The organism is Pseudonocardia benzenivorans CB1190 (assembly GCF_000196675.2).
Classification (GTDB): domain Bacteria; phylum Actinomycetota; class Actinomycetes; order Mycobacteriales; family Pseudonocardiaceae; genus Pseudonocardia; species Pseudonocardia benzenivorans.
Window position 1 is genome coordinate 4,443,918 of sequence record NC_015312.1, and the last position, 26,614, is coordinate 4,470,531.

Here is a 26,614-nt window from a genome sequence, read left to right on the forward strand (position 1 = left end):
CGCGGACACGACGCTCATCCGTCGTGCCGCGCCGGAAGGAGGACCGCGTGACCACCCTCGAGATCCCGCACGTCGGCGCGTTCGACGTCGACGTGTGGGAGCAGGGCAGCGGCGAGCCGCTGCTCTACCTGCACGGATACGAGCGCCATCCCGGCGGGGCGGGGTTCCTGACCCGGCTGGCCGCCGACCGCCGGGTGCTGGCCCCCGAGCAGCCGGGATGGGGGCGCTCCACCGGCTTCGAGGCCTTCGTCGACGTCCACGACGTGGCGCTGTTCCATCGCGAGCTCGTCGCGTCGTGGGGCGTCGACCGCATCGACGTCGTCGGGCACTCCCTCGGCGGCATGTTCGCCGCGGAGCTGGCCGTGCTCGCGCCCCAACTCGTCCGCCGCCTCGTGCTGGTCGACGCGTTCGGGCTGTGGCTCGACGACGAGCCCGCGCTCGACCCGTTCGGTCCCGCCGCCGAGGTCGCCGCCGCGAAGTGGCACGGCACCCCGCCCGAGCGGGAGCCGTCGAACTTCGTCGCGGACCCGGACGACCCGCACGCCGCCATCCTGTTCAGCGCCCGCAACCTGGGCTCGGCCACCAAGTTCATGTGGCCCATCGCCGACCGCGGCCTGCGCAGGCGGCTGCCGCTGGTGCACGCGCCGACCCTCGTCGTGCACGGCGCGTCCGACGGGCTGCTGCCCGTCTCCTACGCCCACGAGTTCGCCCGGCTCATCCCCGACGCCCGGCTCGAGGTGCTGCCCGAGGCCGGCCACTACCCGCAGATCGAGCAGGAGGACGCGTTCGTGTCCGTCGTCAGCGAGTTCCTCACCGCCCGGGACGCGTCGTGACCGGCCGCGTCGAGGGCAAGATCGCGCTGGTCACCGGCGGCGCCGCGGGCATCGGACGGGAGACCGCGCGGACGCTGGCCCGCGAGGGTGCCGAGGTCGTCGTCGCCGACATCGACCTCGACCGGGCGAAGCAGGTCGCCGACGAGATCGGGGCACGTGCCTCCGCCCTGCACTTCGACGCCACCGACGCCGCCTCGATCGAGGCGCTCGTCGCCGAGGTGATCGGGCGCCACGGCCGGATCGACGTGGTGCACAACAACGCGGCGCTCGTCGGGCCGGACGCGTGGTTCACCGACGGCTCGGTCGTCGACACCTCGATCGAGATGTGGGACCGCGCGTTCGCGACGAACGTCCGCAGCATCTTCGTCATGTGCAAGAACGTGTTGCCGCACATGGCCGCGGCGGGCAGGGGCTCGATCGTCAACATGGCGTCGGTCGCCGGCCTGCGCGGCTCCCCCGCGCTGACGGCCTACGGGTCGTCGAAGGCCGCGGTGATCGGGCTGACCCGCTACGTGGCGGCGCAGCACGGCAAGCAGGGCGTGCGCTGCAACGCGATCGCACCCGGCGTCATCCGCACCCAGCAGCTGCTCGACGCGGTGCCGGACCTACCCGCCCAGGCACTCGCCGGTGTCGCGGCGCCGCGGGTCGGCGAGCCGTCGGACATCGCGAACATGGTCCTCTTCCTGGCCTCGGACGACTCGGAGTTCGTCAACGGCGAGGTCTACCGGGTCGACGGCGGCGGGATGACGGCCGGCTGACGCCCCCTTCTTTCGAGAGCAGGAGCTGACGAAGTGAAGTTCCACTGGTTCGCCCAGCAGTACTACACGAAACTGCCCGCCGACTTCGGCGAGACCGTCCACAGCTCGTGGGTCACGCCGCCGATCTCGGTGGCCGACCCGCAGCAGGTCGGCGAGGACTACCACCTCTACATCCGGCTGATGCAGCAGGCCGACACCCTCGGCTGGGACTCGTTGCTGCTCAACGAGCACCACCAGACCACCCTCGCGATGACGCCGTCGCCCAACCTGATCGCGTCGGTCCTCGCCGCGACCACCGAGAACGCCGCCATCGCGCTGTGCGGCAACTCGTTGGCGCTCTACAACCCCCCGGTGCGGGTGGCCGAGGAGATCGCGATGCTCGACTGCCTCTCCGGCGGCCGGATCATCGCGGGCATCGTCTTCGGCACCCCGATGGACACCGCGTTCTCCTACGGTGTGCCGCCGATCGAGCTGCGCGAACGGTTCCACGAGGCACGCGAGCTGATCACGCGCGCGTGGACCGCGCAGGAGCCCTTCGCGTTCAACGGGAAGTACACCCAGCTGCGCTACGTCAACACCTGGCCGCGGCCGATCCAGGACGAGCTGCCCGTCTGGATCCCGGGCTCGGGTAGCCCGGAGACCTGGGACGTCGTCAACGCGCTGGACTACTGCTACGGCTACCTGTCGTTCTCCGGCAAGCAGAGCGCGGCGCCCATCGTCGGCGGGTTCTGGGACTACACCGCGAGCCAGAGCGCCAACATGAACCCGAACCGGATGGCGTTCACCCAGATCATCTGCTGCGCCGACTCCGAGAAGGAGGCCGAGGAGCAGTACGCGGACGCCGTCAAGTACTTCTACCGGCAGAACCCGACCGGGCTGGAGTTCGCGACGCCGCCCGGCTACAACACCCTGCCCTCGATCCGCGCCAACCTCGAGCGGGCGCGCACGCAGTCGGCCGAGGAGCGGACGAAGGCGGCGCGCGGCGAGCTGTCGTTCTGGGAGTACGACGAGCTCGGCTACATCATCGCCGGCACGCCCGAGCGGGTCGAGCAGCGTGTCCGCGAGCTGGCCACCGAGCTGCGCATCGGCCAGCTGATCACGTGCATGCACGTCGGTGACCTGCCCGAGCAGGTCGCGATGCGCAACAACGAGCTGTTCGGCACCCAGGTCATCCCGAAGCTGCGCGACGTCTGGGCGGACGAGGAGGACCGCTGGACGCCCAGGGTCAGCCAGGAGCGGGTCGCGGCGAAGTTCGGCGCGAACGCGGGACTGCCCGCGGCCTGAGCGCCTGATCGGCCGATGCCCGTCGGCCGGACCGCCCGCCTAGCGTGAACGGCGGGTGGTCCGGGCGGGCGGCAGGCCGGGTGAGTGACGTCACGACACGAGAAGGCAGGTGAGCGACGATGGCCGACGGTGACCCGGCTCCCCGGACAGCCGAGCGGCTGGCCGCCCGGCTGCTGCACCTGCTCGCGACCGAGGCCCCGCCCGCCGCCTTCGACCTGCTGGCCGCCGAGGTCGAGGCCTGCCCGCCCGGGCCGGCGCGCGACGAGATGTTCCTGGCCCTCGGCAGCGCCGGACGCGTCCGCGACCTGCTGGCACACCGTCGGCGGCGGGAGAAGGCGGCGCTCGCGCTGGTCGAGTCGGCCCGTGACCTGGCCGCGATGCGCGACGTCGACCAGGTCCTCGACGCGATGGTCCGGCGGGCCCGCCAGCTCCTCGGCACCGACGCGACCTACCTCGCGCTGCGCGACCCGGAGCGCGGCGACGTCTACATGCGGATCACGCTCGGCACCCTGACCAAGGCGATCGAGTCGATCCGGCAGCCGGTGGGCACCGGCATCGGCGGCCGCGTCGTCGCCACCGGGGTGCCGTTCGCGACGGCCGACTACCTCGCCGACGCCCGGCTGTCCCGCGACCCCCACGTCACCGACGCGGTGATCGAGGACGGCATCGTCAGCATCGCGGGCGCGCCGTTGCGGCTCGGCGACGAGGTCATCGGGGTGCTGTTCGTCGCCAACCGCTACGAGCGCGCGTTCGACGACGCCGAGATGGACCTGCTGTGCTCGCTGGCCGACCACGCGTCGATCGTCATCGGCAACGCCGAGCTGTTCGAGCGGGCCGAGCGCACGGCCGCCGAGCTGCGCGCGGTCAACGAGGAGCTCGCCGAGCGGCAGCGGGCGCTGGAGCGGGCGAGCGCCGCGCACGAGCAGATGATGCCGCTGGCGCTGCGCCGCGCCGACCTGGGCGAGCTCGTCGAGTCCGTCGCGAGCATGCTCGGTGGCACGGTCGCCGCGGTCGGCGTCGACGGCGGCCTGCTCGTGACCAGCGGCGACGGCGACCTTCCCAGCCCCTTGCCGGCGCCGCCGCACGACGCGCACGCCGCCCAGCCCGGCGGCACACCGACGTGCTGGACGGTCCCGGTGCGCGCCGGTGACGAGACGTTCGGCCATCTCGTCCTCGTCACCGACGAGGTGCCCTCCGACGCCGACGTCCGGACGTTCGAGCGGGCCGCCCAGACCGCGGCGCTGATGTTGCTGATCGAGCAGCAGGTGGGCGCGGCCGAGCACCAGGTGCGCGGCGAGCTGATCGACGACCTGCTCGCCGCGCGCGAGCCCGACTGGGCGGCGCTCACGCGCCGGGCCCGCAGCTCGGGTGCGCTGGACCTGCGGGTCGCGCACACCGTGGTGGTCGCGGCGGCGACGGGTGTGACCCGCGCCCGGCTGCTACGGGCCGCGAACGAGTACGTCGGGGTGCGCGGGGGGCTGGGCACCGAGCACGACGGCCGGGTGGTCATGGTGCTGCCGCGCCAGGACCCCGACGCCGTCGCCCGGTCCGTCGCGTCCGAGCTGGAGAGGCTGGCCGGCGGGGTCGTCACCGCGGGCGTCGCCGGACCGGCCGACTCCGCCGCCGAGATCCGGGCGCGGCACCGCGAGGCGCAGCGCTGCCTGCGCCTGCTCGTCGCGCTCGGGCGCCACGGCCAGGGCGCGTGTCCCACCGATCTCGGGATGCTCGGCGTCATCCTCGACGGCACCACCCAGCAGCAGGTTCGCGCGCTACTGGGCCGGACCGTCGACCCGGTGCGCCGCTACGACGACACCCACCACGCGCTGCTGCTCGACACCCTCGACGCCTGGTTCGCCGCCGGGCAGAACCCGCGCGCGGCCGCGCGCACCCTGCAGGTCCACCCCAACACCGTCTACCAGCGCCTCGACCGCATCGACCTGGTGCTCGGGCACCGCCGTTGGCGCGAGGGCGAGGGGGCGGTCACCATGCAGCTGGGATTGCAGCTGCACCGCCTCACCGCGGAGATCCCGCTGGAGGAGCTCGTCCCCGCGACGGGGACGTGAGGGAGGTTCGCCGCGTGCCCATCGCCGCCGAGCACAGCACGAGCACGGGGTCGTTGACCGCGCTCCTGCGGATGCTGGCCGACGAGGCCCCCGCCGAGGAGCTCACCGCCGTCCTGGACGGCACCGACCGGCCGGGACCCGCCGTCGCCGCGGCCCTCGCCGACGCGGGGCGGGTCCGGGCACTGCTGGAGCGCACCGCCCGGCGCGAGCGGGAGGGCCAGGCGCTGCTGCAGACCGCCGCGGACCTCACCTCGCTGCGCCCCGGCGACGACGTGCTCGTCGCGATCGTCGACCGCGCCCGCCGGCTGCTGGCCTGCGACTCCAGCTACATCGCTCTCGTCGACGAGCACACCGGGGACGCCTACATGCGCGTCACGGCCGGCACCCGGACACTCGCGCTGCGCCAGGTCCGGCAGGCGATGGGCTACGGCGTCGGCGGCTACGTCATCCAGACCGGGCGGCCGCTGGCCACCTCCGACTACCTCAACGACGAGCGCATCCGTCACGACCCCCACGTTGCCGCCGCGGTCGCGGCCGACGCCGTCGTCAGCATCGCGGGCGTGCCGATGACCTCGGGCGGCGCGGTGATCGGGGCGTTGTTCGCCGCCGACCGGCACCACCGCACGTTCGACCAGGACGAGATCGCGCTGCTCGCCTCGCTGGCGGCGCACGCCGCGATCGTCATCGAGAACGCGCGGCTGTTCGAGCGGGTGCAGGCCGACTCCGCCGGGCTGCGGGCGGCGAACGCCCGGCTCGACGCCCACCGCGAGGCGCTCGAACGCGCCGCCCGCGCCCACGAGGAGCTGATGCCGATGGCGTTGCGCCGGGCCGGGCTCGACGAGTTCGCGACGGCCGTGGCGGCGCTGCTCGACGCGGGCGTCAGCCTCGTGGGCGTCGACGGCTCGGTACTGGCCGAGGCGGGCGCGGCTCCCCCCGCTGCCGGAGCCGGCGCCGCCCGCGAGGTCACCGTGCAGGCGGGCCACGAGTCGTTCGGGACGTTGCGGGTGCACCGCGCGGCTCCCTTCGACGACGGCGACGCCCGCATCGTCGAACGCGCCGCCCAGACCGCGGCGCTGCTCGTCCTCATGCGCCGGCAGACCGACGGCGTCGCCCGCGAGCTACGCGCGGAGCTCGTCGCCGACCTGGTCGGGGCGTCCGCCGCGGACCCGGACGTGCTGCAGCGGCGGGCCGCGCGCCTGGGTGTGCTCGATCCCGGGCGCGCGCACTGCGTCGTGGTGGTCGTGGGCGGGACGCTGCCGCGGCGGACCCTGCTCGCGGCCGCCGCCGATCTCGCCGACGACGAGGGCGGCCTCGCGGGTGAGCAGGGCGGGCTCGCCGTGCTGGTGCTGCCCGACGCCGACGCGGGGGCGGCGGCCCGCCGGGTCGCGGCCGCGCTGTCGGCGACGACCGGGACGCCCGTGGCGGCGGGCGCGGACGGCCCCGCGGGCGAGATCGCCGCCCTGCGCGACCTGCATCCCGGCGCGGCGCGCAGCGCCCGGCTGCTCGGGGCGCTGGGGCGCGCCGGTCAGGGGGTGGCCGCCGATGAGCTGGGAGTGCTCGGGGCGCTGCTCGACGACGTGGCCCCCGAGCGCGTGCGGGCGCTGCTCGATCGCCGGATCGGGCCGCTCACCGGGTACGACCGCGAGCACGGGACGCCGCTCGTCGAGACCGTCCGCTGCTACTTCGCGCACGACCGCAACCCGCCCGCGACCGCCCGGGCCCTCGGCGTCCACGTCAACACCGTCTACCAGCGCATCGCACGGATCGACGCCGTGCTCGGGGACGAGGACTGGCGGTCGGCGCGGGGCAGCCTGGAGATGCAGGTCGTGCTGCGGTTCCTCGATCTGCTCCGGTAGCCGCCGCGGTGGGCCGATGATCCGATGATCCGGTGGTCCGCGCGGCCGCCGCTGGTCCGATGGCCGCGCGACCGCCCGCTGCTCCGTCGGTCGCGGCCGGCCCGAGCGGTGACGGCGGGCGCCACGGTGTGTCAACGGTGCGCTACGTTCCGCACATGCGGCTCGGCTACCTCACGCACGTCAGCGGTCGGGGCGCACCCGCCGAGACCTACCGCGACACGATCGCCGCCGCCGTCGCCGCCGAGGAGCTCGGCTTCGACACGTTCTGGGTCGCCCAGCACCACGCCGACGAGTCGGCGGGCCTCCTGCCCTCCCCGCTGGTCCTGCTGGCCGCGATCGCGACCGCGACGTCGCGCATCCGGCTCGGGACCGGGGTGGTCGCCGCTCCGCTCGAGGACCCGCTGCGACTGGCCGAGGACGCCGCCGTCGTCGACACCCTGTCCGGCGGCCGGCTGGAGCTCGGGGTCGGCACCGGGACCGACGCCGCCGCCGCGGCCGCGTTCGGCCGCGACCACGGCGCCCGCCACGACGAGACGCTCGCCGTCCTCGACCGGGTGCGCACCGTCCTGCGGGGTCCACGGCTGGTGCCGGCGGCGCCCGGGGTCGCGCAGCGACTCTGGTGGGCGACGGGTTCGGGAGTCGCGATCGACGAGGCGGCCGCTCGCGGGATCGGGGTGCTCACCGGTCGCCCCGCCGACGTCGCCGGCTCCCCCGTCGCCGCGGACCTGGCGCGGTACTGGTCACGCGCCGCGGGCAGCCCACGGGTGGCCGTGTCGCGACTGGTCCCCGCGGGCGAGGACCCGGCCGTCACCGTGGCCCGGCTGCGGCGCGACCCGGCGCTGCACTGGGCGACCGAGCTCGTCGTCCAGACCAGCCCGCCGGCCGTGCGGCTCACCGGGCACATCACGACGATGCGGGCGATCGCGGACGTCGTCGCCCCTGTCCTCACGCCGGGACGAGCAGCTCGCGCAAGGGGAACCGCCACGCAGCGACGCACTCTGACGACGACGGCGTGAGTGGACTGGCGACGGAAGGCCATCGGGCCGTTTCGGACCGTCCGCGACGCACGTAGGATCGTGCCATGCAGCGGGTGCTGACGGCCAAGGGCGCGGAGACCCGTCGCCGAATCCTCGAGGGTGCCGCCGAACTGCTGCGCACCAACGGGACCGCGGGTGTCAGCCTCGAGCGGATCTGCACCAGCACCGGCGCGAGCAAGAGCCAGCTCTTCCACTACTTCCCCGACGGCCGCTCCGAGCTGTTCGCCGCGATCGCCCGGTTCGAGGCCGACCGGGTGATCGCCGACCAGCAGCCCTACATCGAGGACCTGTCCACACCGGAGTCGTGGCGCGCCTGGCGGGCCGCCGTGATCGCGCGCTACTCGGAGCTGGGGCGGTACTGCCCGGTCACGGCGCTCGTCGTCGAGATCTCGCGGACCGGTCCGGAGGCCGAGGGCATCGTCGTCGACATGCAGACGCGCTGGCACGCCCTGATGACGCGGGCCGTCGCGCGGCTGTGGTCCTCCGGTGGCGGTGGCGACGTCGCCCCGGAGGCGGCCGCCTCGGTCGTGCTCGCGGCCGTGCAGGGCGGGGCGTCGATGTACCAGTCGACCGGCGAGTTCGTCCACCTCGAGCGCGCGCTCGACGGGGTGCTCGCCTACGTCGGCGTGGCCTGATGCGGTGGCTCTCCCGGCACTCCGGCCTCACCCCGGGGACGCGGCCGAGCCGCGGTGCCCCGTCCCGTGCGGGCCGCCCTCGACGGCGCCGCACGTCCACGGCGCGAAGGCCTGCAGCGGCGTCCCCGGCGCCGAGGCGCCGCGGTAGACCAGCGGTTCGAGCCGGATACCCGCCCGCGTCTCGTTGCGCGTGCCGAGCCAGAGGTCGATCAGCTGATAGGCCTGCCCGGACAGGGTGACGACGGTGCGGCTCTGCCCGCCGCACGACGTCGCGGAGATCGCCCGGCGTCCCGAGGGCGGCGCGCCCCAGTCGGGGTTGGTGTTGGCCGGCGCGGTCCAGGGCCCGTCGAGACCCGGCGCGGTCGCGTACCCGGTCGGTGCGCCGGCGCAGTACCCGCAGTTCGGGTCGCTGTAGGTCAGGATCCAGGTCCCCGTCGACGGGTCGCGGTAGGCGCCGGGGGCCTCGGTGTTCGTCAGGCCCGCGAGGTCGTGCGAGCCGCCGCCGGCGCCGGCGGTGCCCGATGCGCTCAGCCGTTCCGACGCGAGCGTCTGGTCGGCCATGGTGCACAGCATCATCGGCGGGCGGGGGTCGTCGGGGACGAGCGAGAAGTCGCCGTTGTCGGTGCAGTCGTGCAGCGAGGGCTTCGTCGTCGTGCGGCCGGCACCGCCACACGGGCCGGTGGGGCCCGCGCACTCCATGGCGTAGTACGCGTTCGCCCGGGTCCGGGCGAAGTCGTCGGGCGCGTTGAACCAGAGGATCCAGGCGCCGTCGTCGTCACCCCAGCCGCTGCGGTGCAACATGCGCGGGTTGAAGCAGCCCGCGCCCGAGTCGCCGCAGATCGCCTGCCAGGTCGTACCCGTGAACGGGCTGACGTCGGTCGGCGCGAACAGTCGCGTCGGGGCCGACCACGGGCCTGCGGGCGTCGACGCCTCGGACACCCCGAACCCGCACCACGGTGACGAGACGCCCCACTCGAACCCGCAGCCGTACATCGTCCCGTAGAGCAGGTCGACACCGCCGGACTGCAGCATCGTGCCGTCGTGCAGGTCCAGCCCCGAGATCGTGACGCCGCTCGGAGCCGACGGTCCCGTCGTGGGGACGACCGAGGAGGTCGGCGCCGGGGCCGGAGCGGACGCGGTCGCCGGGACGGTGCTCGTCGGGACCAGCAGCGGCAGCTCGGACGTCGGCGGGACGAGCAACGGCAGGGTGCTCGGCGCGGCGGAGGGCGCCGGAGGCAGGGCCGTCGGCTGGGCTGTCGGCGGGGGCGCGGCCGCCGCCGCGGGCGTCGGGACACCCGCCAGACCCGCCACGACGACCGCACCGGCGACCACCGCACCCGCGAGTGCGGTCGTGACCCGTCGCCCACCCTCGCGCATGGCGTCAGAGTGGCATCGCCGAGCGCTCCGGCCCGGCACCTCACCCGATCGAGGGCCCGGCCTCGGGACCCCGGAGAACCCGGGCGCGTCGCGGCGGGATCGGCTAGGAAGAGGGGGTGACCGACGCCAGAGCAGCCGTCCTCACCGAGTACCGGGCCCCGTTCACCGTCGAGACGTTCCCCCGCCCCGAGCCCGAGCCGGGCGCGCTCGTCGTCGACATCGAGGCCGCCACCGTCTGCGGCTCCGACGTGCACGTGTGGGCCGGTGACCTCGAAGGACGCCTCCCGATCTCCCTCCCGTTGATCCTCGGCCACGAGATGGCCGGGCGCGTCACCGCGATCGGCGCGGGCGCCGACGTCGACAGCCTCGGCAACCCCGTGCGCATCGGGGACCGCGTCGTCTGGGCGCACACCCCGTGCGGGCGCTGCCGGCAGTGCACGCTGGACAAGGAGCCGACGCTGTGCCCGCAGCGCTACATCGGCTACATGTCCGACTGCAGCCGCCCGCCGCACTTCACCGGAACGTTCGCCGAGGTCGGCTACGTCGTCCCGGGAGCGCGCCGGCTCGTGGTCCCCGACGGTGTCGAGAGCACCTGGGCCGCGGCGGGCAGCTGCGCCGTGCGCACCGTCGTCCGCGCGCTCGACGTCATGGGGCGCATCGAGTTCACCGACACCGTCCTCGTCCAGGGCGCGGGTCCCGTCGGCCTGTTCACGACGGCGCTCGCCTCCCTGCACGGCCCCCGCAAGCTCGTCGTCGTGGGGGGTCCGGCCGACCGGCTGGCCGTCGCGCAGGAATGGGGTGCCACCGACGTCGTGTCCGTCGACGAGCACCCCGACCCGGCGGCACGCGTCGAGCTGGTCCGCGACCTCACCGGCGGCGGGCCGAGCGTCGGGTTCGAGATGGCGGGCGCCCCGGGTGCGGGCGCGGAAGGCATCGACATGATGGGGCGCAACGGCCGCTACGTCCTGATGGGCACGCTCGGCGGCCCCCGGCAGGAGGTCGACGTCGCCCGTATCGTGGGCCACGGGCTGCGGATCCGCGGTTCGATGAGCGGCGACATCGGCGACTACGCCGTCGCCCTCGACGCGCTCGACCGGTTCTCCGACCGCTTCGACTGGAACCGGATCCTCGGCTCGACCTACGGCCTCTCCGAGCTCGACCGGGCCATGGATGCCATGCGCGCCATGGCCGAGATCAAGCCGGTGCTCGACCCCTCCCGGCCGTGACGAGCCCCGGTCGGACCTACGCCGGGCTGCGGGTCGTCGACTTCACTGCCATGATCGCCGGGCCGTTCGCGGCGATGATCCTGGCCGACCAGGGCGCCGACGTCATCAAGATCGAGAAGCCCGGTGGCGACGACTCGCGCCGCCTCGCGCCCTTCGCCGCCGACGGCATCTCGACGATCTTCACGACGTTCAACCGCAACAAGCGCAGCGTCGTCCTCGACCTGACCACCGACGCGGGACGCGAGACGGCGCTGCGGTTGTGCGACGGGGCCGACGTCGTCATGGAGAGCTACCGGCCATTGAAGTTCGACAGGCTCGGGCTGTCGTGGGAGACGCTGTCGGCGCGCAACCCGCGGCTCGTCTACTGCTCGGTGTCGGCCTTCGGCCGTGGCCCGCTCGGCGCCGAGCTGCCCGGCTACGACCCCGTCGTGCAGGCCTTCACCGGCATCGTCGACGCCACCGGGCACCCCGGCGGGCCGTCGGCGCGGGTGCCGGCGTCGGTCGTCGACATCACGACGGGCATGTGGGCGGCGATGGGCGTCATGTCGGCGCTGGCCCGCCGGTCGGAGAGCGGCCGCGGGGAGCGGGTCGAGGTCGCGCTCGTCGACTCGGGCTTCGCCCTGATGTGCCACCAGATGGTCAACCTCGTCGCGACGGGCCGCCCGCCCGTCAAGACCGGTGCGGTGACGCCGATGGCCGCCCCCTACGAGACCTTCCGCTGCGCCGACGGCGAGCTGATAGTCGCCGCGGGGAACGACGCGATCTTCCGACGCATGTGCGCCGCCCTCGGCGTCCCCGAGGTCGCCGACGACCCGCGGTTCGGGTCGGTCGGCGAACGCGTCGTGAACCGGGAGGCGTTGCACGCGCTGCTGGAGGCCCGCACGTCGCTGCACACCCGTCGTGACCTGGAGAAGCTCCTCGGCGACGCCAAGGTCCCGGTGTCCGCGGTCAACCGGCTCGACGAGGCCCTCGCCACCCCCGTCGCGCAGGAACGCCGGATGTTGGTGGACCCGGTCGACGCCCCTCCTGGCGCCCCCGCCCTGCCGCGGTTGCCGTTTCTGTCCCCCGACGTCGCGCTCCGCAACCCGCCGACGCCGGGGCAACACACCGAGGAGGTGCTGCGCGAGATCCGTTAGGCCGTGGCGGCGTCCAGGTACTGCAGCAGCTCGTGCGCGGCGAGCTCGATCTCCTTGTGCCGCCCCTCCGCGGCCCGGTAGTGGCAGTCGATGATGCCCATCCGGTGGATACGACGGAAGTCGCCGCGGCAGCCCCGGAGCGCAACCTGACTGCTGCGTCGCGGCGTCGCGGCGACCGTGAGGTTGCGCCCGCTCTCGGGAGCGCAACCCCGGCGCTCACCGGCGTGGTCCGCGACACCCACCCGAGCGCAACCCCACTGCTCCCCGACGGCCGCGCGACGACAGTGAGGTTGCGCGCGATCTCCCGGGCGCGCCCCCGGCGCAGCTCCTGCACTCGGGGGCCGCCCTGCAAGGATGGAGATCGTGCAGTTCGGCATCCTCGGACCGCTGCAGGTCCGGACCCCCGAGGGTGAGGAGGTCGCCGTCGGCGGCCCTCGGCCGCGGGCGCTGCTGACGATGCTGCTGCTGCGGGCCGGGCGCGTCGTCCCGGTGGAGGCGCTGGTCGACGGCCAGTACGGCGACGACCCGCCCGCGGGTGCGGCCAACGCGGTGCAGGCACAGGTGTCGCGGCTACGGCGGGCCCTGCCACCCGGGACGATCGAGTTCACCGGCGGCGGGTACCGGGTGGTGGCCGATCCCGACGACGTCGACGCCCTACGCTTCGCCCGGGTCGCGGCCGAGGGGCGCAGGCTCCTGCGGTCGGGCCGTACCGCCGAGGCGGCCGCCGTCCTGCGGGCGGCGCTGGCGTTGTGGCGCGGGCCGGCGGTTCCGGACCTGCCGCCCGGCCCGGACCCGACCCGGCTCGACGGGCTGCACCTCGACGCCCGGGAGGACCTCGCCGAGGCCGAGCTGGCGCTGCCGGGCGGCACGTCCGTCGCGACGCTGGCGGCGCTCGCCGCGGAGCACCCGATGCGGGAGCACCTGCGCGGGCTGCTGATGCGTGCCCTGCACGCCGCGGGCCGGCCGGCCGAGGCACTCGAGGAGTACGAGAAGGTCCGCAGGCTCCTGCGCACCGAGCTCGGCGCGGACCCGTCCCCGGAGCTCGCCGAGGTGCACGCGGCGATCCTGCGGGCCGAGCACCCCGCCCCGCGTCGGCGGCGCCGGGTGCCGGCGCAGCTGACGTCGTTCGTCGGGAGGCGGGTGGAGCTCGATCGGCTCGCCGCACTCGGCGACGCCCGGCTGGTGACGATCCTGGGTCCCGGCGGCATGGGCAAGACGCGGCTGGCCGCCGAGCACGCCGCCCGAACGGGCGCACCGGTGTGCTGGGTCGAGCTGGCCCCGCTCGGGCCGGCCGACGACGGCGAGGCCGTCGCCGCCGCGGTGCTCGCCGCGCTCGGCGTGCGCGACTCCCCCACCGGCTCCGACGGGCCCCTCGACCGCCTCGTGACGGCACTCGCCGGGCAGGAGGTCCTGCTGGTGCTCGACAACTGCGAGCAGGTCGTCGGCGGGGCGGGCGCCGTGGCCCGCACCGTCCTCACCGCATGTCCGCGCGTGCGGGTGCTCGCGACCAGCCGCGAGCCGCTGGGCCTGACCGGCGAGACGCTGCTGCCGCTCGGCCCGCTGCCGGATGCGGTACGCCTGTTCGCCGAGCGGGCCGCGGCGGTGCGGCCCGGATTCGTCGTCGACGACGGCAACGCCGCCACCGTCGAGGCCATCTGCGCCGACCTCGACGGTCTGCCGCTGGCCGTCGAGCTCGCGGCGGCGCGGCTGCGGACGTTCGGCGTCGACACCTTGGCGCGCAAGCTCTCCGACGACGACCGGTTCCGGGTGCTGTCGCGCGGCGATCCCACCGCCGACGCCCGGCACCGCACGCTGGCGGCGGTCGTCGCGTGGAGCTGGGACCTGCTCGGCGCCGAGGAGCAGACGCTCGCCCGCCGGTTCGCGATCTTCGCAGGCGGGGCGCCTGCCGAGGCGGTCGAGCCGGTGTGCGGGGTCGGCGAGGACGTGCTCGCCGACCTGGTCGACCGTTCGCTCGTCGAGACAGACGGCGAGCGCTACCGGATGCTCGAGACGGTCCGGCTGTTCTGCCTCGCCCGGCTCGAGGAGGCCGGCGAGCGCGATGCCGTCGCCGCCGCGCACGCCCGTCACCACCTCGCGCTGGCCCGCGAGGCCGACCCGCAGCTGCGCGGGGCCGACCAGCTGCGGTGGCTCGCCCGGCTGTCCGCGGAGGACGCGAACCTGACTGCGGCACTGCGCTGGTCCGCCACCCACGACCGGCGGACGGCGTTCGCGCTGGTCGCGGCGCTCGCCGCGTACTGGTGGCTCTCCGGGCGGCACAGCAGACCGGGTCCGGTCGCGGCCGAGCTGCTCGCCGCCGAGGTGCCGGAGGGCATGGCCGAGGAGTACGTCGCGGTCGTGGCGCACGCCGTGCCGCGCGCCGCCCCCGAGCACTGGGCGCGCGGCGAGGCGATCATGCGCACGCACGGCCGGGAGCTGCGCTACCCGTTCGGCGCGGCACTGTGGGGCATGGTCGCGGGACCGCCCGACAGCTCGGACCCCGACCCGCGGCTGCTCGGGTCCGACGCGTGGAGCCGCGCCCTCGACCGGCTCAGCCGCGCCCTGCTCGCCCTGCTCGACGGGCGACCTGCCGAGGCCGAACCGGAGCTGTCCACGGCCCGGGAGGCGTTCGGTGCGCTCGGCGAGCGGTGGGGCGGTGCGCAGGCCCTGGACTGGTCGGCGCTGATCGCGAGCCGGCGCGGGGAGTGGACCCGGGCGCACGAGCTGTGGGCTGCCGCGCTGCGGCTGCACGAGGAGCTGGGTGCGCTCGACGAGTGCGCCGAGGTGCTGTGTCACCGGGCGGCGAGCCTGCTCCGGCACGGGGAGCTCGATGCCGCGGCCGCCGACGTCGCGCACGCCCGCGAGCTGTGGGCGGCGGCGGGCCGCACCCCGCTGCCCGACGAGGCGCTGCTGTCGTCGGCGGAGATCGCGCTGGCCCGCGGGCAGGTGGCGGCGGCGCGGGAGGCGTTGGCGGGGGCCGGGTCCGGCCACGCGGTGCTGACCGCCCGCGGACGGGTCGCCGCGGCAGCGGGCGAGGCCGACGAGGCACGACGGCTGCACGCCGCCGCGCTCGCCGCGGCCCCGCCGCTCGCCGCGGCCCGGGCCGACGTCGTCGAGGGTGTGGCGGGTGCGGCGCTGCTGGACCCCGGCCCCGACCCCGAGCGCGCCGCGTTCCTGTTGGGTGTCGCCGTCGCGCTGCGCGGAACCGCGGTGGTGGGCGACCGGCACGTCGTAGGGACCGCGGCGGCGGCCCGCGACCTGCTCGGTCCCGACGCCTTCTCCGCTGCCTACGCCCGCGGTGCCGCCCTGCCCCGCGAGGAGGCCCTGCACTGTGAGTGGCGATAGCCGTCGCTATCGCGACCATCGCCACTCACGGGCCGCTCGGGGGCCGTCAGCGGCTGTCAGCGGACTGTCGCCGGACTGTCAGCGGCCCGCGCGACCGTCGGGACATGACGAACCACGGACTCACCGGCACCACCGTCCTCGTGTCCGGCGCCAGCATCGCGGGCCCGGCACTGGCGTTCTGGCTCGCCCGCCACGGCGCGGCCGTCACCGTCGTCGAGAAGGCGTCCGAGCTGCGTACCGGCGGCCAGGCCGTCGACTTCAAAGGTGCGGTCCACCGCGCGGTCCTGGATCACATGGGGCTGTACGAGGAGATCGAACGTCGCGCCACCGGCGGCCACGACCAGACCGTCATCGACGCCGACGGCCGCGCGATCACGACCATCCCCGGCGACTTCACCGGCGGCGACGTCGAGATCCGGCGCGGTGACCTCGCCGCCGTCCTCTACGAGCACACCGCCGAGACCTGCGAGTACGTCTTCGGCGACACGGTCACGTCGTTGACCGAGACCGCCGACGGCGTGCACGTCACCTTCCGCGAGGCCGCCCCGCGCACGTTCGACCTCGTGGTCGGCGCCGACGGCATCCACTCCGCGGTCCGCCGCCTCGCGTTCGGCCCCGAGGCCGACTTCGTCCGGCACCTCGGGTACCACTATGCGCTGGCCGACGTCGGCGACCTCGGCCTCGCCGACGGCGCCGTCATGTACAACGAGCCCGGCCGGATGTGTGCCGTCGGCGGCCCGAAGGCACCCGCGTTCTTCGTCTTCGCGACCGACGCCGACGACCGGGCCGCCCGGCTCGACGCCGCCCGCGACGACGCCCTCGCCCAGCAGCGGATGCTCGCCGAGGCCTACCGCGGCGCCGGCTGGCGGGTCGGTGAGGTCGTCGACCGGCTGCCGGGGTCGACGGGCTTCTACCTCGACTCGATCAGCCAGGTGCGCATCGACCGCTGGTCGTCTGGCCGGATCGTGCTGCTCGGCGACTCGGCGCGGGGCAACACGCTCGGCGGCTTCGGGACGGGCCTCGCCGTCGTCGGCGCGTATGTGCTCGCCGGTGAGCTGGCCGCCGCCGGCGGCGACCACCGGGTCGCGTTCGCCGAGTACGAGGCGGTGATGCGGCGCTACGCGAAGGTCGCGAAGAAGGGGAACGCCGGGCCGTTCCTGGCGCCGCGCACGCGCGCGGGCGGATGGCTGCGCAACGCGATCTTCCGCTTCCGGCCCATGCTCGCGCTGATGCTGCGGATGACCGACGACTACGCCACCGACGTCGACCTGCGCGACTACCCGCGCCCCTCCGGGGTGTCGTGAACCGGCCCGCCGCGCGTGCCGCCGTCGCGCGGCACCGACGCGGCGCGGCTCAGGCGGGTGTGCCGCAGTGCCCGCAGAACCGGGTGCCCTGCGACGGTGCGCCGCACCCCCGGCAGGACGGTGGCGCGAACGGGGTGCCGCAGTGACCGCAGAACCGGCCCGGGCCGACCGCACCGCAGCTCGTGCAGGTCCGGCCACCTCCCGCCGGTGCCCCGTAGCCGGGGGAATGCCCATGAGTGCCGTGGCCGGGCCGGCCGTACGGGTCGGCGCCCTGGGGCGGGCCGTGCTGGGCGGGCGCGCACGTCGTGCAGACGTCGGCGCGCTGGTCCCAGCACTGGTGCCGGCACACCCAGTCGGTGCAGCCGCGGCACTGCCGGAACTCCCCCGCGACGTCCTCCGACGCCTCCAGCAGCCGCTTGTCGTTCGTGACGCCGCGGGTGCCGGAACGGTCCCACTGCGCGATGTAGCCGATCTCCTGCACCCGGTTGCCGATCTCCCCGCCGAGGATGCTCCCGCCCAGTGCGGCGAGCCGGCCGCCGAAGCCGGTGACCGAGGGCCGGAACCGCGACCGGAAGCCGTTGCCGCAGCGCTGGCAGCGGAACTCGAACTGGTACCCCTCGTTCGTGCTCATGTCGGAGAAGTTGCTGGTGAAGGGAATCAGTTCGGTCATCTCGTCCCGTCCGTCGGAGCTCTGACGATTAGTCGCCCGCCACGCCCCGGACGCTACGGACGTCTGTCCGAAAAGAACGAAATATTCACGAATTTCCGGTGATCGGGAGCGTCGCGAAGAACCGGACGACCGGCATCGGTGTGAACCCGGCGCGCTCGTAGGTGCGCCGCGCGGGCGCGTGCCCGACGTCGCCGCCCGTCTCGACCATCGCGACGGCCATCCCGCGCGCGGCCAACCCGTCGGCGGCGTACCGGGTGAGGGCGCCGCCGATCCCCCGCCGCTGGAACTCCGGGTCGACGGCGAGCATGACGATCTCACCGAGCCGCTCGGCCTCGTCGGCGCGGGCGGCGACGAAGCCCGCGACCCGCCCGCCGTCGACCGCGACCGCGACGTCGTGGCCCGTCGCCGTGCAGACCTGGCCGACGGCGCGCCGCTGGACCGGCTCCCACTCCGGGAAGAAGTGCTCGTACACGCCCGAGCCCGCGAGCACGTCACGCATCGAGGCGAAGACCGGCGCCCAGGCCCGGACGGCCAGGTCGAGCACGGCGGGCAGGTCGTCGTCGTGCAACGTCCGGATCGTGGGGGTCACGCGGAGATGCTGGCAGTTCGGCAGCGTCAGTGCGCCGTCGAACCGGGCGCCGTCGATCCGGAGGAGCGGAGCGCGACGGCCGGCAGCGACACGACCACGGTGAGCCCACCGCCGGGGGTGTCCTCGGCGGTCAGCGTGCCGCCCATGACCTCGGTGAGCCCGCGCGCGACGGACAGCCCCAGTCCCGTCCCGGTGCCACGGTCGCCCAGCCGCTGGAAGGGTGTGAACAGCCGGTCGCGCTGCCTCGGCGGCACCCCCGGTCCGGCGTCGACCACCCGCAGCTCGACGCGGTCGGCGTACGCGCTGCCCCGCACCGCCACGGCGGCGCCGTCGCCGTGGCGCAGCGCGTTGTCCAGCAGGTTCGCGACGACGCGTTCGAGCAGGCCGGCGTCGGCGCACACGTCGGGCAGGTCCTCGGCGACGTCGAGGTCGATCCGCTCGGCGCCCGGCAACCCCAGCAGCGCCCGGGCGACGACCTCGGCGTAGCCGAGCGGTTCGAGCAGCGGGGTGACCGCACCGGCGGCGAGCCGCGAGGAGTCCAGCAGGTTGTCGACGAGCCCGGTGAGCCGGTCGGCGGACTCCTCGATCGTCGCCGCCAGCTCGGCACGGTCGGCGTCCGACAGCGGCAGCGACGGGTCGCGCAGGCTGCCTGCCGAAGCCTTGATCGACGTCAGCGGCGTGCGCAGGTCGTGGCCGACGGCCGAGAGCAGCCCGCTGCGGGTCTCGTTGGCCTCGGCACGCCGCTGCGCCGCGACGGCGTCGGCGGCCGCCCGCTGGCTGCGCAGCGCGACCAGCGCCTGGCCGCCGACCACCTCGAGCAGCCGGCGGTCGTGCGCGGGCAACGACCGGCCGGTCCCCACGAGGTGCAGCCCCGCCTCGACGGCGACGTCGACCTCGGCGTCCTCGGGCCGGCCGCACTCGGCGGGCCCGGACACGGCGATCCGCGCCCAGCCGGCGGCTCCGTCACCGCGTTCGAGCAGGGCGACGCAGCGCAGCCCGAACGCCTCCCGGACCTTCTCCAGCAGCCGCGGCAGCGGGTCGGCGCGGGTGAGCACGGTCCGCGCGAACGACGCCAGCAGCGCCGCCTCGGTGCGCGCCCGCGCAGCCTGCTCGGCCCGCCGTGCCGCCCGGTCGACGACGAGCGCCACGAGCACCGCGACCAGCAGCATCGCGACGAGGGTGACGACGTTCTCGGTCTCCCCGATCGTCAGCGAGTACAGCGGCGGGGTGAGGAAGAAGTTCAGCATCAGCACGCCGAGCACGGCGGCGACGAGCGCGGGGCCGAGCCCGCCGACGAGGGCGGCGACGACCGTCGCCAGGAAGAACAGCACGACGTCGGTGGAGAGTCCGACGATCCCGCGCAGTGCCACCCCCAGCGCGGTCGCGGCCACCGGGGCGAGCACGCACAGCACCCAGCCGAGCATCCGGCGGCCGCCGGGCACGTTGCTGCGCAACGTGGGCAGCCGCAGCGCCGAGCCGGCGGCGTCGTGGGTGACCATGTGGACGTCGATCGAGCCGGACTCCTGCACGACGCGCGCGCCGATCCCCGGATCGAACAGCCGGGCCAGCCGGGACCGGCGCGACGTGCCCAGCACCAGCTGGGTCGCGTTCACGCCGCGCGCGAACTCCAGCAGCGAGTCCGTCACCCCTGACGCCCCGGAGTCGCCGACGACGGTGTGGAACGAGGCGCCGACGTCGTCGGCCAGCGTGCGCAGCCGCGCGGCCGCGCCCACAGGGGCACCGGCCAGCCCGTCGCCGCGCAGCACGTGGACGGCGAGCAGGTCGGCCTGCCCCGCCCGCTTCGCGATCCGGGCGGCGCGGCGAAGGACTGTCTCGCTCTCGGGGCCGCCGGTCAGCGCGACGACGACCCGCTCCCGGGTCTCCCACGTCTCGCGGATGTGCTTGTCGCTGCGGTAGCGCTGCAGCGCGACGTCGACCTCGTCGGCGACCCACAGCAGCGCCAGCTCGCGCAGCGCGATGAGGTTGCCGGGCTGGAAGTAGTTGGCGAGTGCGGCGTCGACCTTCTCTGCCGCGTAGACGTTGCCGTGGGCGAGCCTGCGCCGCAACGCCTCCGGGGTGATGTCGACGAGCTCGATCTGCTCGGCGCGGCGGACGAACCCGTCGGGCACCGTCTCGCGCTGGCGGACCCCGGTGATCCGCTGCACGACGTCGTTGAGCGACTCGAGGTGCTGCACGTTGACCGTGGACAGGACGTCGATGCCGGCCGCCAGGATCTCCTCGACGTCCTGCCAGCGCTTCGCGTGCCGCGAGCCGGGGGCGTTGGTGTGGGCCAGCTCGTCGACGAGCACGACGTCGGGCCGCCGGGCGAGGACGGCCTCGACGTCGAGCTCGGTGAGGACGTTCCCGCCGCGGACCACCTCCCGGCGGGGCAGTACCTCCAGCCCCTCGAGGAGCTCGGCGGTGCGGGGCCTGCCGTGGGTCTCGACGAGCCCGACGACGACGTCGGTGCCGCGCTCACACCGTCGCCGCGCCTCGCCGAGCATCGCGAAGGTCTTGCCGACGCCGGGCGCGGCCCCGAGGTAGATACGCAGCTCACCGGCCCGCCCCACGCGCTCCACCCCCTGTCCCACCGCCATCATGGACCCGCCTGCCCCCGGCGCTAGCGGTGCAGTGCGCCCTGCACGGCGAGGTTGAGCGTCGTGACGTCGACCGCCGGCTCGCCGAGGAAGCCGAGGGCCCGCCCGCTCGTCGCCTGCGCGACCAGCCCCTGCACCTGTGCGACCGGCAGCCCGGTGACCCGGGCGACGCGCGCGACCTGCAGCGCCGCGTACGCCGGGCTGATGTCGGGGTCGAGCCCGGAGCCCGACGCGGTGACGGCGTCGGTGGGCACGGCGGCGGGCGCGACGCCCTCGCGCTGCGCGATGGCCGCGCGGCGCTGCTCGACCTCGTGCAGCAGGTCCTGCGAGTCGGCTGCCTTGTTCGACCCGCCCGAGGTGGTGGTGTCGGCCGGGCCGAGCACCCCCTGTGCCGAGGCCGCCGGCCGGGTGTGGAAGTACGGGTCGGCGGCGGGGTTCGCGGGCACCGGGTCGACGCCGATCACCGACGACCCGGCCACGGTCCCGTCGGCTGCGGTGACGACCGAGCCCTCGGCCGACCCGGACAGGCCCGGGATCCGCGAGACCCCCCAGACGGCCAGCGGGTAGACGATCCCGCACACGATGGTGAAGACGATCAACAGCCGCAGACCGGTGCCGGTCTGCCTGCGCAACGTGGAGAGCACGTCACATCCCCGGGATGAGTCGGACCAGCAGGTCGATGAGGTAGATGCCGACGAACGGCGTGACGACGCCGCCGAGGCCGTAGATCAGCAGGTTGCGGCGGAGCAGGGCGGCCGCGGACGTGGGCCGGTAGCGGACGCCGCGCAGCGCCAGCGGGATCAGCGCGATGATGACCAGCGCGTTGAAGATCACCGCCGAGAGGATCGCGGACTGCGGCGAGTGCAGCCCCATGATGTTGAGCAGGCCGAGCGAGGGATAGAGCGCGGCGAACATCGCGGGCAGGATCGCGAAGTACTTCGCGAGGTCGTTGGCCACGGAGAACGTGGTCAGCGCGCCGCGGGTGATCAGCAGCTGCTTGCCGATCTCGACGATCGAGATCAGCTTCGTCGGGTCGGAGTCGAGGTCGACCATGTTGCCGGCCTCCTTGGCCGCGGCCGTCCCGGTGTTCATCGCGACGCCGACGTCGGCCTGCGCGAGCGCGGGTGCGTCGTTGGTGCCGTCGCCGGTCATCGCGACGAGCCGCCCGCCCTCCTGCTCCTTCCTGATCAGCTCCATCTTGTCCTCGGGGGTGGCCTCGGCGAGGTGGTCGTCGACGCCGGCCTCGGCCGCGATCGCCCTGGCGGTGCGGGGGTTGTCGCCGGTGATCATCACCGTCCGGATGCCCATGGCCCGCAGCTCGGCGAACCGCGCCGCGATGCCGGGCTTGACGACGTCGGAGAGCCGGACGATCCCGAGCACCCGCGCCGAGCCGCCCTCGGGACCCGCCGCCTCGGCCACGACCAGCGGCGTACCGCCCTCGTCGCCGATCGCGTCGGCGATGCGTGTGACCTGGTCCGACCGGGTGCCCGCCCAGGCCAGCACGGCGGCCGCGGCACCCTTGCGGACCGCGCGGCCGGGCAGGTCGAGGCCGGACATCCGGGTCTGCGCGGTGAACGCGACGAACTGCGCCACGGCCTCGTCGGCCGTCGCTCCCGCGGCCAGCCCGTGGTCGCGTGCGCAGAGCTCGACGATGCTGCGACCCTCCGGGGTCTGGTCGGCGAGGCTCGATAGCCGGGCCGCGGCGGCGAGCTCGGCCAGGGAGGTGTCGCCCACCGGGATCAGCTCGGTCGCCCGCCGGTTGCCGAAGGTGATCGTGCCCGTCTTGTCCAGCAGCAGGGTGTCGATGTCCCCGGCCGCCTCGACGGCCCGGCCGGACTTCGCGAGCACGTTGCGCTGCACCAGCCGGTCCATGCCCGCGATGCCGATGGCCGAGAGCAGCGCCCCGATCGTCGTCGGGATCAGGCAGACCAGGAGGGCCACCAGCGTCACCACGGACTGCAGCCCGCCCGCGTAGGCACTCATCGGCTGCAGCGCGACGACCGCGAGCAGGAAGATGATCGTCAGCGCGGCGAGCAGGATCGTCAGCGCGATCTCGTTGGGTGTCTTCTGCCGCGACGCGCCCTCGACGAGCGCGATCATCCGGTCGACGAACGACTCCCCCGGCGTCGTGGTGATCTCGACGACGATGCGGTCCGACAGCACGGTCGTGCCACCGGTGACGCTGGACCGGTCGCCGCCCGCCTCCCGCACGACGGGTGCGGACTCGCCGGTGATGGCCGACTCGTCGACGGTCGCGATGCCCTCGACGACGTCGCCGTCGCCGGGGATCGTCTCCCCCGCCTCCACGACGACCCGGTCGCCGATCCGCAGCTCCGTGCCGCCGACGCGCTCCTCGCCGCCGTCGGCGGTCAGCCGCCGGGCCACCGTGTCGCGTTTGGTGCGGCGCAACGTCTCCGCCTGGGCCTTGCCCCTGCCCTCGGCGACGGCCTCGGCCAGGTTGGCGAACAGCACCGTGAACCATAGCCAGACGGCGATCAGCCAGCCGAACACCGTCGGGTCGACGATCGCGTCCACGGTGACCAGCACGGAGCCGACCCACACGACGAACATCACCGGGTTGCGCAGCTGGGCCCGCGGGTCGAGCTTGCGCAGTGCGTCCGGCAGCGAGGCCCACAGCTGCGCGGGCCGGAAGGCACCGGCCTGCACCGGGCCCGCCGCCGCGCGCACCGCGTCGCGACCGTCGGTGTCGGGCTGGGTCGTCGCCGCAGAGGTGGTCGACGAGGTGGTCATGCCAGTGCCTCCGCGATCGGGCCGAGGGCCAGTGCCGGGAAGAAGGTGAGGGCGGCGACGAGCACGACGGTGCCGCCCACGAGGACCGCGAACTGCGGTTTGTCGGTCGGCAGCGTTCCGGCCCCTGGCTCGACGCGGCGCTGCGCGGCCAGCGAACCGGCCAGCGCGAGGACGGCCAGGATCGGCACGAAGCGGCCGAGCAGCATCGCCACGCCGAGGGTCGACTGGAAGAAGTTGCCGGTCACGGTGATCCCGGCGAATGCGCTGCCGTTGTTGTTCGCCGTGCTGGCGTAGGCGTAGAGCACCTCGGAGAAGCCGTGCGCGCCGCCGTTGTTCAGCGCGCCCGCGGTGCCGGGCAGGGCGATCGCCAGCCCCGCCCCGATCAGCACGATCGTCGGCATCACCAGGATCGAGACCGCGGCGGCGGTCACCTCCCGCCTGCCGAGCTTCTTGCCCAGGTACTCCGGGGTGCGGCCCACCATCAGCCCGGCCAGGAACACGGCGATGACGGCCAGCACGAGGATGCCGTAGAGGCCGGTCCCGACACCGCCCGGCGCGACCTCGCCGAGGAGCATGTTCAGCAGCGTCGCCCCGCCTGCGCCCCCGGTGAAGGAGTCGTGCATCGAGTTGACCGCCCCGGTCGACGTGCCGGTCGTCGAGATGCCGAACAGCACCGACGACGGGATGCCGAACCGGACCTCCTTGCCCTCCAGCGCCCCGCCCGCGGCGAGCGCGGCCGGACCGTTCGGGTGCATCTCGGCGTACCAGGCGACGGCCAGCAGCCCCGCCCACAGCACGCCCATCACCGAGACCAGGACGGTCCCCTGCCGCGGGTTGCGCACCATGGTCCCGAAGGTGCGGGTGAGGCACACCGGGATCAGCAGCATCAGGAAGATCTGGAACAGGTTCGAGACGGCGTTCGGGTTCTCGAACGGGTGCGCGGAGTTGGCGTTGAAGATGCCGCCACCGTTGGTGCCCAGCTGTTTGATCGCCTCCTGCGACGCGGTCGGGGCGAGCGGCAGCGTGTGCGCGGCCCCGTCGACGCCGGTCGTGTCGACGCCCGCGTGCAGCGACATCGTCACTCCCATGACCAGCAGCAGGACGGCCGCGACGAACGCCAGCGGCAGCAGGATGCGCACGGTGCCGCGGGTGAGGTCGACCCACACGTTCCCGAGCCGGTCGGTGCCCGAGCGGACGAACCCGCGGATCAGCGCGACGGCCACGGCCAGCCCGACGGCTGCCGACAGCACGTTCTGCACGGTGAGCCCGGCCATCTGCACGGTGTCGCCCAGCGTCTGCTCGGGCACGTAGGACTGCCAGTTCGTGTTGGTGACGAAGGAGACCGCGGTGTTGAACGCCGTCGCAGGCGGGACCGGTCCGCGCCCGAAGCTCGCCGGCAGGACGGGTTGGAGGCGCTGCAGGAGGTAGAGCAGCGCGCACGAGACGAACGAGAAGCCCAGCACGCCCGCGGCGTAGGTGGGCCAGCGCTGGCCGCTCGAGGCGTCGACCCGGACCAGCCGGTAGAGCATGGACTCGATGCGCCAGTGCCGTTCGGCGGTGAAGACGCGGGCCATGTAGTCGCCGAGCGGGACGTAGCACACGCCGAGCAGCACGAGCAGCGCGGCGACCTGGAACAGGCCCGCGAGGGTGTCGCTCATCAGAACCGCTCCGGGCGAAGCAGGGCGACCGTCAGATGAACGAGCAGCGCGAGGGCGACGAGGCCCCCGATCACATTGGTCACCACGTCGGCGGTACTCACAGGCGCTCCAGCCCGCGCAGGCACAGCACCAGCACGGCGAACACGCCCACCAGCAGCAGCGTGTACAGCAGATCGGCCACCGGGAACTCACTCCTGGGTCGGGGGCCGCCGGTACCTCCGGCGGGCCGACCGAGTCTGCGATCCGCCGGCCCGGCCGGCCGCGCCACCGACGCGACCTTGACGCCACGACCCCGCGTCTTGACGCGTTCCCTACGCCCCGGAGACGCCGGTCACCCGCAGGCTCGACCCACCCATGGGCACCCGCCGGGGGAACGGCTCACCGATCGTGGGCAGGCATGCCGAGGGGGCCCGCCGGGCCTGGTGGTCAGAGCGCGGCGACGACGGCCGCGGTGACCTCGCTCGTCGAGGCGGTGCCGCCGATGTCACGGGTCCGCACCCCGGCGGAGAGCGCCGCGCCCACCGCCGCGCGCACGCGGGCGGCGGCCTTGAGGCAGCGGCCGTCGTCGTGCCGGTCCCCGAGCCAGTCGAGCATCATCGCGACGGAGAGGATCATGCCGACCGGGTTGGCGACGTCGAGCCCGGCGATGTCGGGCGCGCTGCCGTGGCAGGGCTGGAAGACGGCGTGGTCGCGGCCGATGTCGCCGGACGGCGCGAGGCCGAGCCCGCCGGTGATGCCGGCGGCGAGGTCGGAGACGATGTCGCCGAACATGTTCTCCATGACGACGACGTCGAACCGCTCGGGCTCGCGGACCATCATCATCACGCCGGCGTCGACGTAGACCCGCTCGGTCTCGACGTCGGGGTGCCGCGCGGCGACCTCGTCGAACACGGTGCGCAGGAACGCCTGGCTCTTCAGCACGTTGGCCTTGTCGAAGAGCGTGACCCGCCCGGCGTGCCCGGCCTCGCGGCGGGCCGCGGCGAGCGAGAACGCGATGTCGAACAGCGTCTCGCTGGTCGCGCGGGTGATCGTCATCCGGTCGTGCTCGACGTCGGGATCGGCCGACCGCGGGTCGCGACGGCCGGCGAAGAGGCCCTCGGTGCTCTCGCGCACGACGACGAAGTCGATGTCTCGTGCATACAACACAGGGTCGATGCCGGGGAGCAACGTGGACGGCCGGACGCCCGCCACGAGGTCGTAGCGCTCCCGGATGTCGAGCTGCGGGGTGATCTCGGTGCCGTCCTCGCGCCGGACGTCGGGCAGGCCCATGGCGCCGAAGAGCACGGCGTCGGCGCGGCCGACGGCCGCCATGACCGGCTCCGCGATGGCGACGCCGGTCCGCTGGTAGGCGCCGGCACCGGCGTCGAGGAACTCCAGGTCGACCTCCAGGCCGACCGCGGCGGCGACGGCCCGCAGCACGGCGACACCGGAGTCCGTGACCTCGATCCCGATCCCGTCCCCGGGCAGGACGACGACGTCGTAGGCCATGCGGCCCTCC

The 26,614-nt window shown here is 74.5% G+C and carries 21 protein-coding genes; 11 read left to right on the forward strand and 10 right to left on the reverse strand.

The features are described from left to right. Positions 1-47 precede the first annotated feature (47 nt). From PSED_RS20755 to PSED_RS20785, 7 genes are all read left to right on the forward strand, one after another. On the forward strand, positions 48-833 hold the full coding sequence (locus PSED_RS20755; RefSeq protein ID WP_013676207.1) for an alpha/beta fold hydrolase: 786 nt from the start codon (positions 48-50) through the stop codon (positions 831-833). Continuing rightward, on the forward strand, positions 830-1,591 hold the full coding sequence (locus tag PSED_RS20760; RefSeq protein ID WP_013676208.1) for an SDR family NAD(P)-dependent oxidoreductase: 762 nt from the start codon (positions 830-832) through the stop codon (positions 1,589-1,591). Before PSED_RS20755 ends, PSED_RS20760 begins: the two co-directional genes overlap by 4 nt. 33 nt (positions 1,592-1,624) lie before the next feature. Next, a complete protein-coding gene (locus PSED_RS20765; protein WP_013676209.1) occupies positions 1,625-2,875 on the forward strand; it encodes an LLM class flavin-dependent oxidoreductase in 1,251 nt (416 codons plus the stop codon). A gap of 119 nt (positions 2,876-2,994) precedes the next feature. Continuing rightward, entirely contained in the window at positions 2,995-4,938 is a 1,944-nt protein-coding gene (locus tag PSED_RS20770) for a helix-turn-helix domain-containing protein (RefSeq protein ID WP_013676210.1), read from the forward strand. 14 nt (positions 4,939-4,952) lie between these two features. Continuing rightward, on the forward strand, positions 4,953-6,794 hold the full coding sequence (locus PSED_RS20775; RefSeq protein ID WP_013676211.1) for a helix-turn-helix domain-containing protein: 1,842 nt from the start codon (positions 4,953-4,955) through the stop codon (positions 6,792-6,794). A gap of 137 nt (positions 6,795-6,931) precedes the next feature. Next, positions 6,932-7,810 carry an LLM class flavin-dependent oxidoreductase gene (locus tag PSED_RS20780; protein WP_233899094.1) on the forward strand — a complete coding sequence of 293 codons (879 nt, stop codon included), beginning with the start codon at positions 6,932-6,934 and terminating at the stop codon, positions 7,808-7,810. Between the two features lie 65 nt (positions 7,811-7,875). After that, entirely contained in the window at positions 7,876-8,466 is a 591-nt protein-coding gene (locus PSED_RS20785) for a TetR/AcrR family transcriptional regulator (protein WP_013676213.1), read from the forward strand. Positions 8,467-8,493: 27 nt separating this feature from the next. On the opposite strand, the gene PSED_RS20790 is transcribed toward PSED_RS20785, so the two are convergent. Beyond that, positions 8,494-9,843: a glycoside hydrolase family protein gene (locus tag PSED_RS20790; RefSeq protein ID WP_013676214.1), complete on the reverse strand. Its 1,350-nt coding sequence runs from the start codon at positions 9,841-9,843 to the stop codon at positions 8,494-8,496. A 116-nt stretch (positions 9,844-9,959) separates the two neighbouring features. Between PSED_RS20790 and PSED_RS20795 the strand changes: the two genes are divergently transcribed. The 4 genes from PSED_RS20795 to PSED_RS20810 all read left to right on the forward strand — a co-directional run bounded on the left by PSED_RS20795 (position 9,960) and on the right by PSED_RS20810 (position 16,851). Next, on the forward strand, positions 9,960-11,069 hold the full coding sequence (locus PSED_RS20795; RefSeq protein WP_013676215.1) for a zinc-binding dehydrogenase: 1,110 nt from the start codon (positions 9,960-9,962) through the stop codon (positions 11,067-11,069). Then, positions 11,066-12,205: a CaiB/BaiF CoA transferase family protein gene (locus PSED_RS20800; protein ID WP_013676216.1), complete on the forward strand. Its 1,140-nt coding sequence runs from the start codon at positions 11,066-11,068 to the stop codon at positions 12,203-12,205. Before PSED_RS20795 ends, PSED_RS20800 begins: the two co-directional genes overlap by 4 nt. A 354-nt stretch (positions 12,206-12,559) precedes the next feature. Next, complete coding sequence (locus tag PSED_RS20805) at positions 12,560-15,547, forward strand: AfsR/SARP family transcriptional regulator (protein WP_041759919.1); 2,988 nt, start codon at positions 12,560-12,562, stop codon at positions 15,545-15,547. A 104-nt stretch (positions 15,548-15,651) separates the two neighbouring features. Beyond that, positions 15,652-16,851 carry an FAD-dependent monooxygenase gene (locus PSED_RS20810; RefSeq protein ID WP_013676219.1) on the forward strand — a complete coding sequence of 400 codons (1,200 nt, stop codon included), beginning with the start codon at positions 15,652-15,654 and terminating at the stop codon, positions 16,849-16,851. Between the two features lie 49 nt (positions 16,852-16,900). Here the strand turns inward: PSED_RS20810 and PSED_RS20815 are convergent, their stop codons facing one another. The 9 genes from PSED_RS20815 to PSED_RS20855 form a co-directional block, all read right to left on the reverse strand. Then, positions 16,901-17,521, reverse strand: coding sequence for a zinc ribbon domain-containing protein (locus PSED_RS20815; RefSeq protein ID WP_013676220.1), 621 nt, complete (start codon positions 17,519-17,521; stop codon positions 16,901-16,903). 85 nt (positions 17,522-17,606) lie between these two features. After that, a complete protein-coding gene (locus PSED_RS20820) occupies positions 17,607-18,110 on the reverse strand; it encodes a GNAT family N-acetyltransferase (RefSeq protein ID WP_013676221.1) in 504 nt (167 codons plus the stop codon). A 26-nt stretch (positions 18,111-18,136) separates the two neighbouring features. Further along, the gene (locus PSED_RS20825; protein ID WP_013676222.1) at positions 18,137-20,710 is read right to left on the reverse strand and encodes a sensor histidine kinase; all 2,574 of its coding nucleotides are present in this window, start codon (positions 20,708-20,710) and stop codon (positions 18,137-18,139) included. Positions 20,711-20,730: 20 nt separating this feature from the next. Continuing rightward, positions 20,731-21,351, reverse strand: coding sequence for a potassium-transporting ATPase subunit C (locus PSED_RS20830; protein WP_013676223.1), 621 nt, complete (start codon positions 21,349-21,351; stop codon positions 20,731-20,733). Position 21,352: 1 nt separating this feature from the next. Then, a complete protein-coding gene (gene kdpB / locus PSED_RS20835) occupies positions 21,353-23,458 on the reverse strand; it encodes a potassium-transporting ATPase subunit KdpB (RefSeq protein ID WP_013676224.1) in 2,106 nt (701 codons plus the stop codon). Beyond that, positions 23,455-25,116 carry a potassium-transporting ATPase subunit KdpA gene (kdpA, locus tag PSED_RS20840; protein ID WP_013676225.1) on the reverse strand — a complete coding sequence of 554 codons (1,662 nt, stop codon included), beginning with the start codon at positions 25,114-25,116 and terminating at the stop codon, positions 23,455-23,457. Before kdpA ends, kdpB begins: the two co-directional genes overlap by 4 nt. After that, positions 25,116-25,217 carry a K(+)-transporting ATPase subunit F gene (kdpF, locus tag PSED_RS20845; protein ID WP_013676226.1) on the reverse strand — a complete coding sequence of 34 codons (102 nt, stop codon included), beginning with the start codon at positions 25,215-25,217 and terminating at the stop codon, positions 25,116-25,118. The genes kdpA and kdpF overlap by 1 nt, the downstream gene beginning before the upstream one ends. Continuing rightward, positions 25,214-25,384 (reverse strand): hypothetical protein, encoded by a 171-nt coding sequence (locus PSED_RS20850; protein WP_013676227.1) that lies wholly within the window; start codon positions 25,382-25,384, stop codon positions 25,214-25,216. The genes kdpF and PSED_RS20850 overlap by 4 nt, the downstream gene beginning before the upstream one ends. 158 nt (positions 25,385-25,542) lie before the next feature. Beyond that, positions 25,543-26,604 carry an isocitrate/isopropylmalate dehydrogenase family protein gene (locus tag PSED_RS20855; protein WP_013676228.1) on the reverse strand — a complete coding sequence of 354 codons (1,062 nt, stop codon included), beginning with the start codon at positions 26,602-26,604 and terminating at the stop codon, positions 25,543-25,545. Positions 26,605-26,614 lie beyond the last annotated feature (10 nt).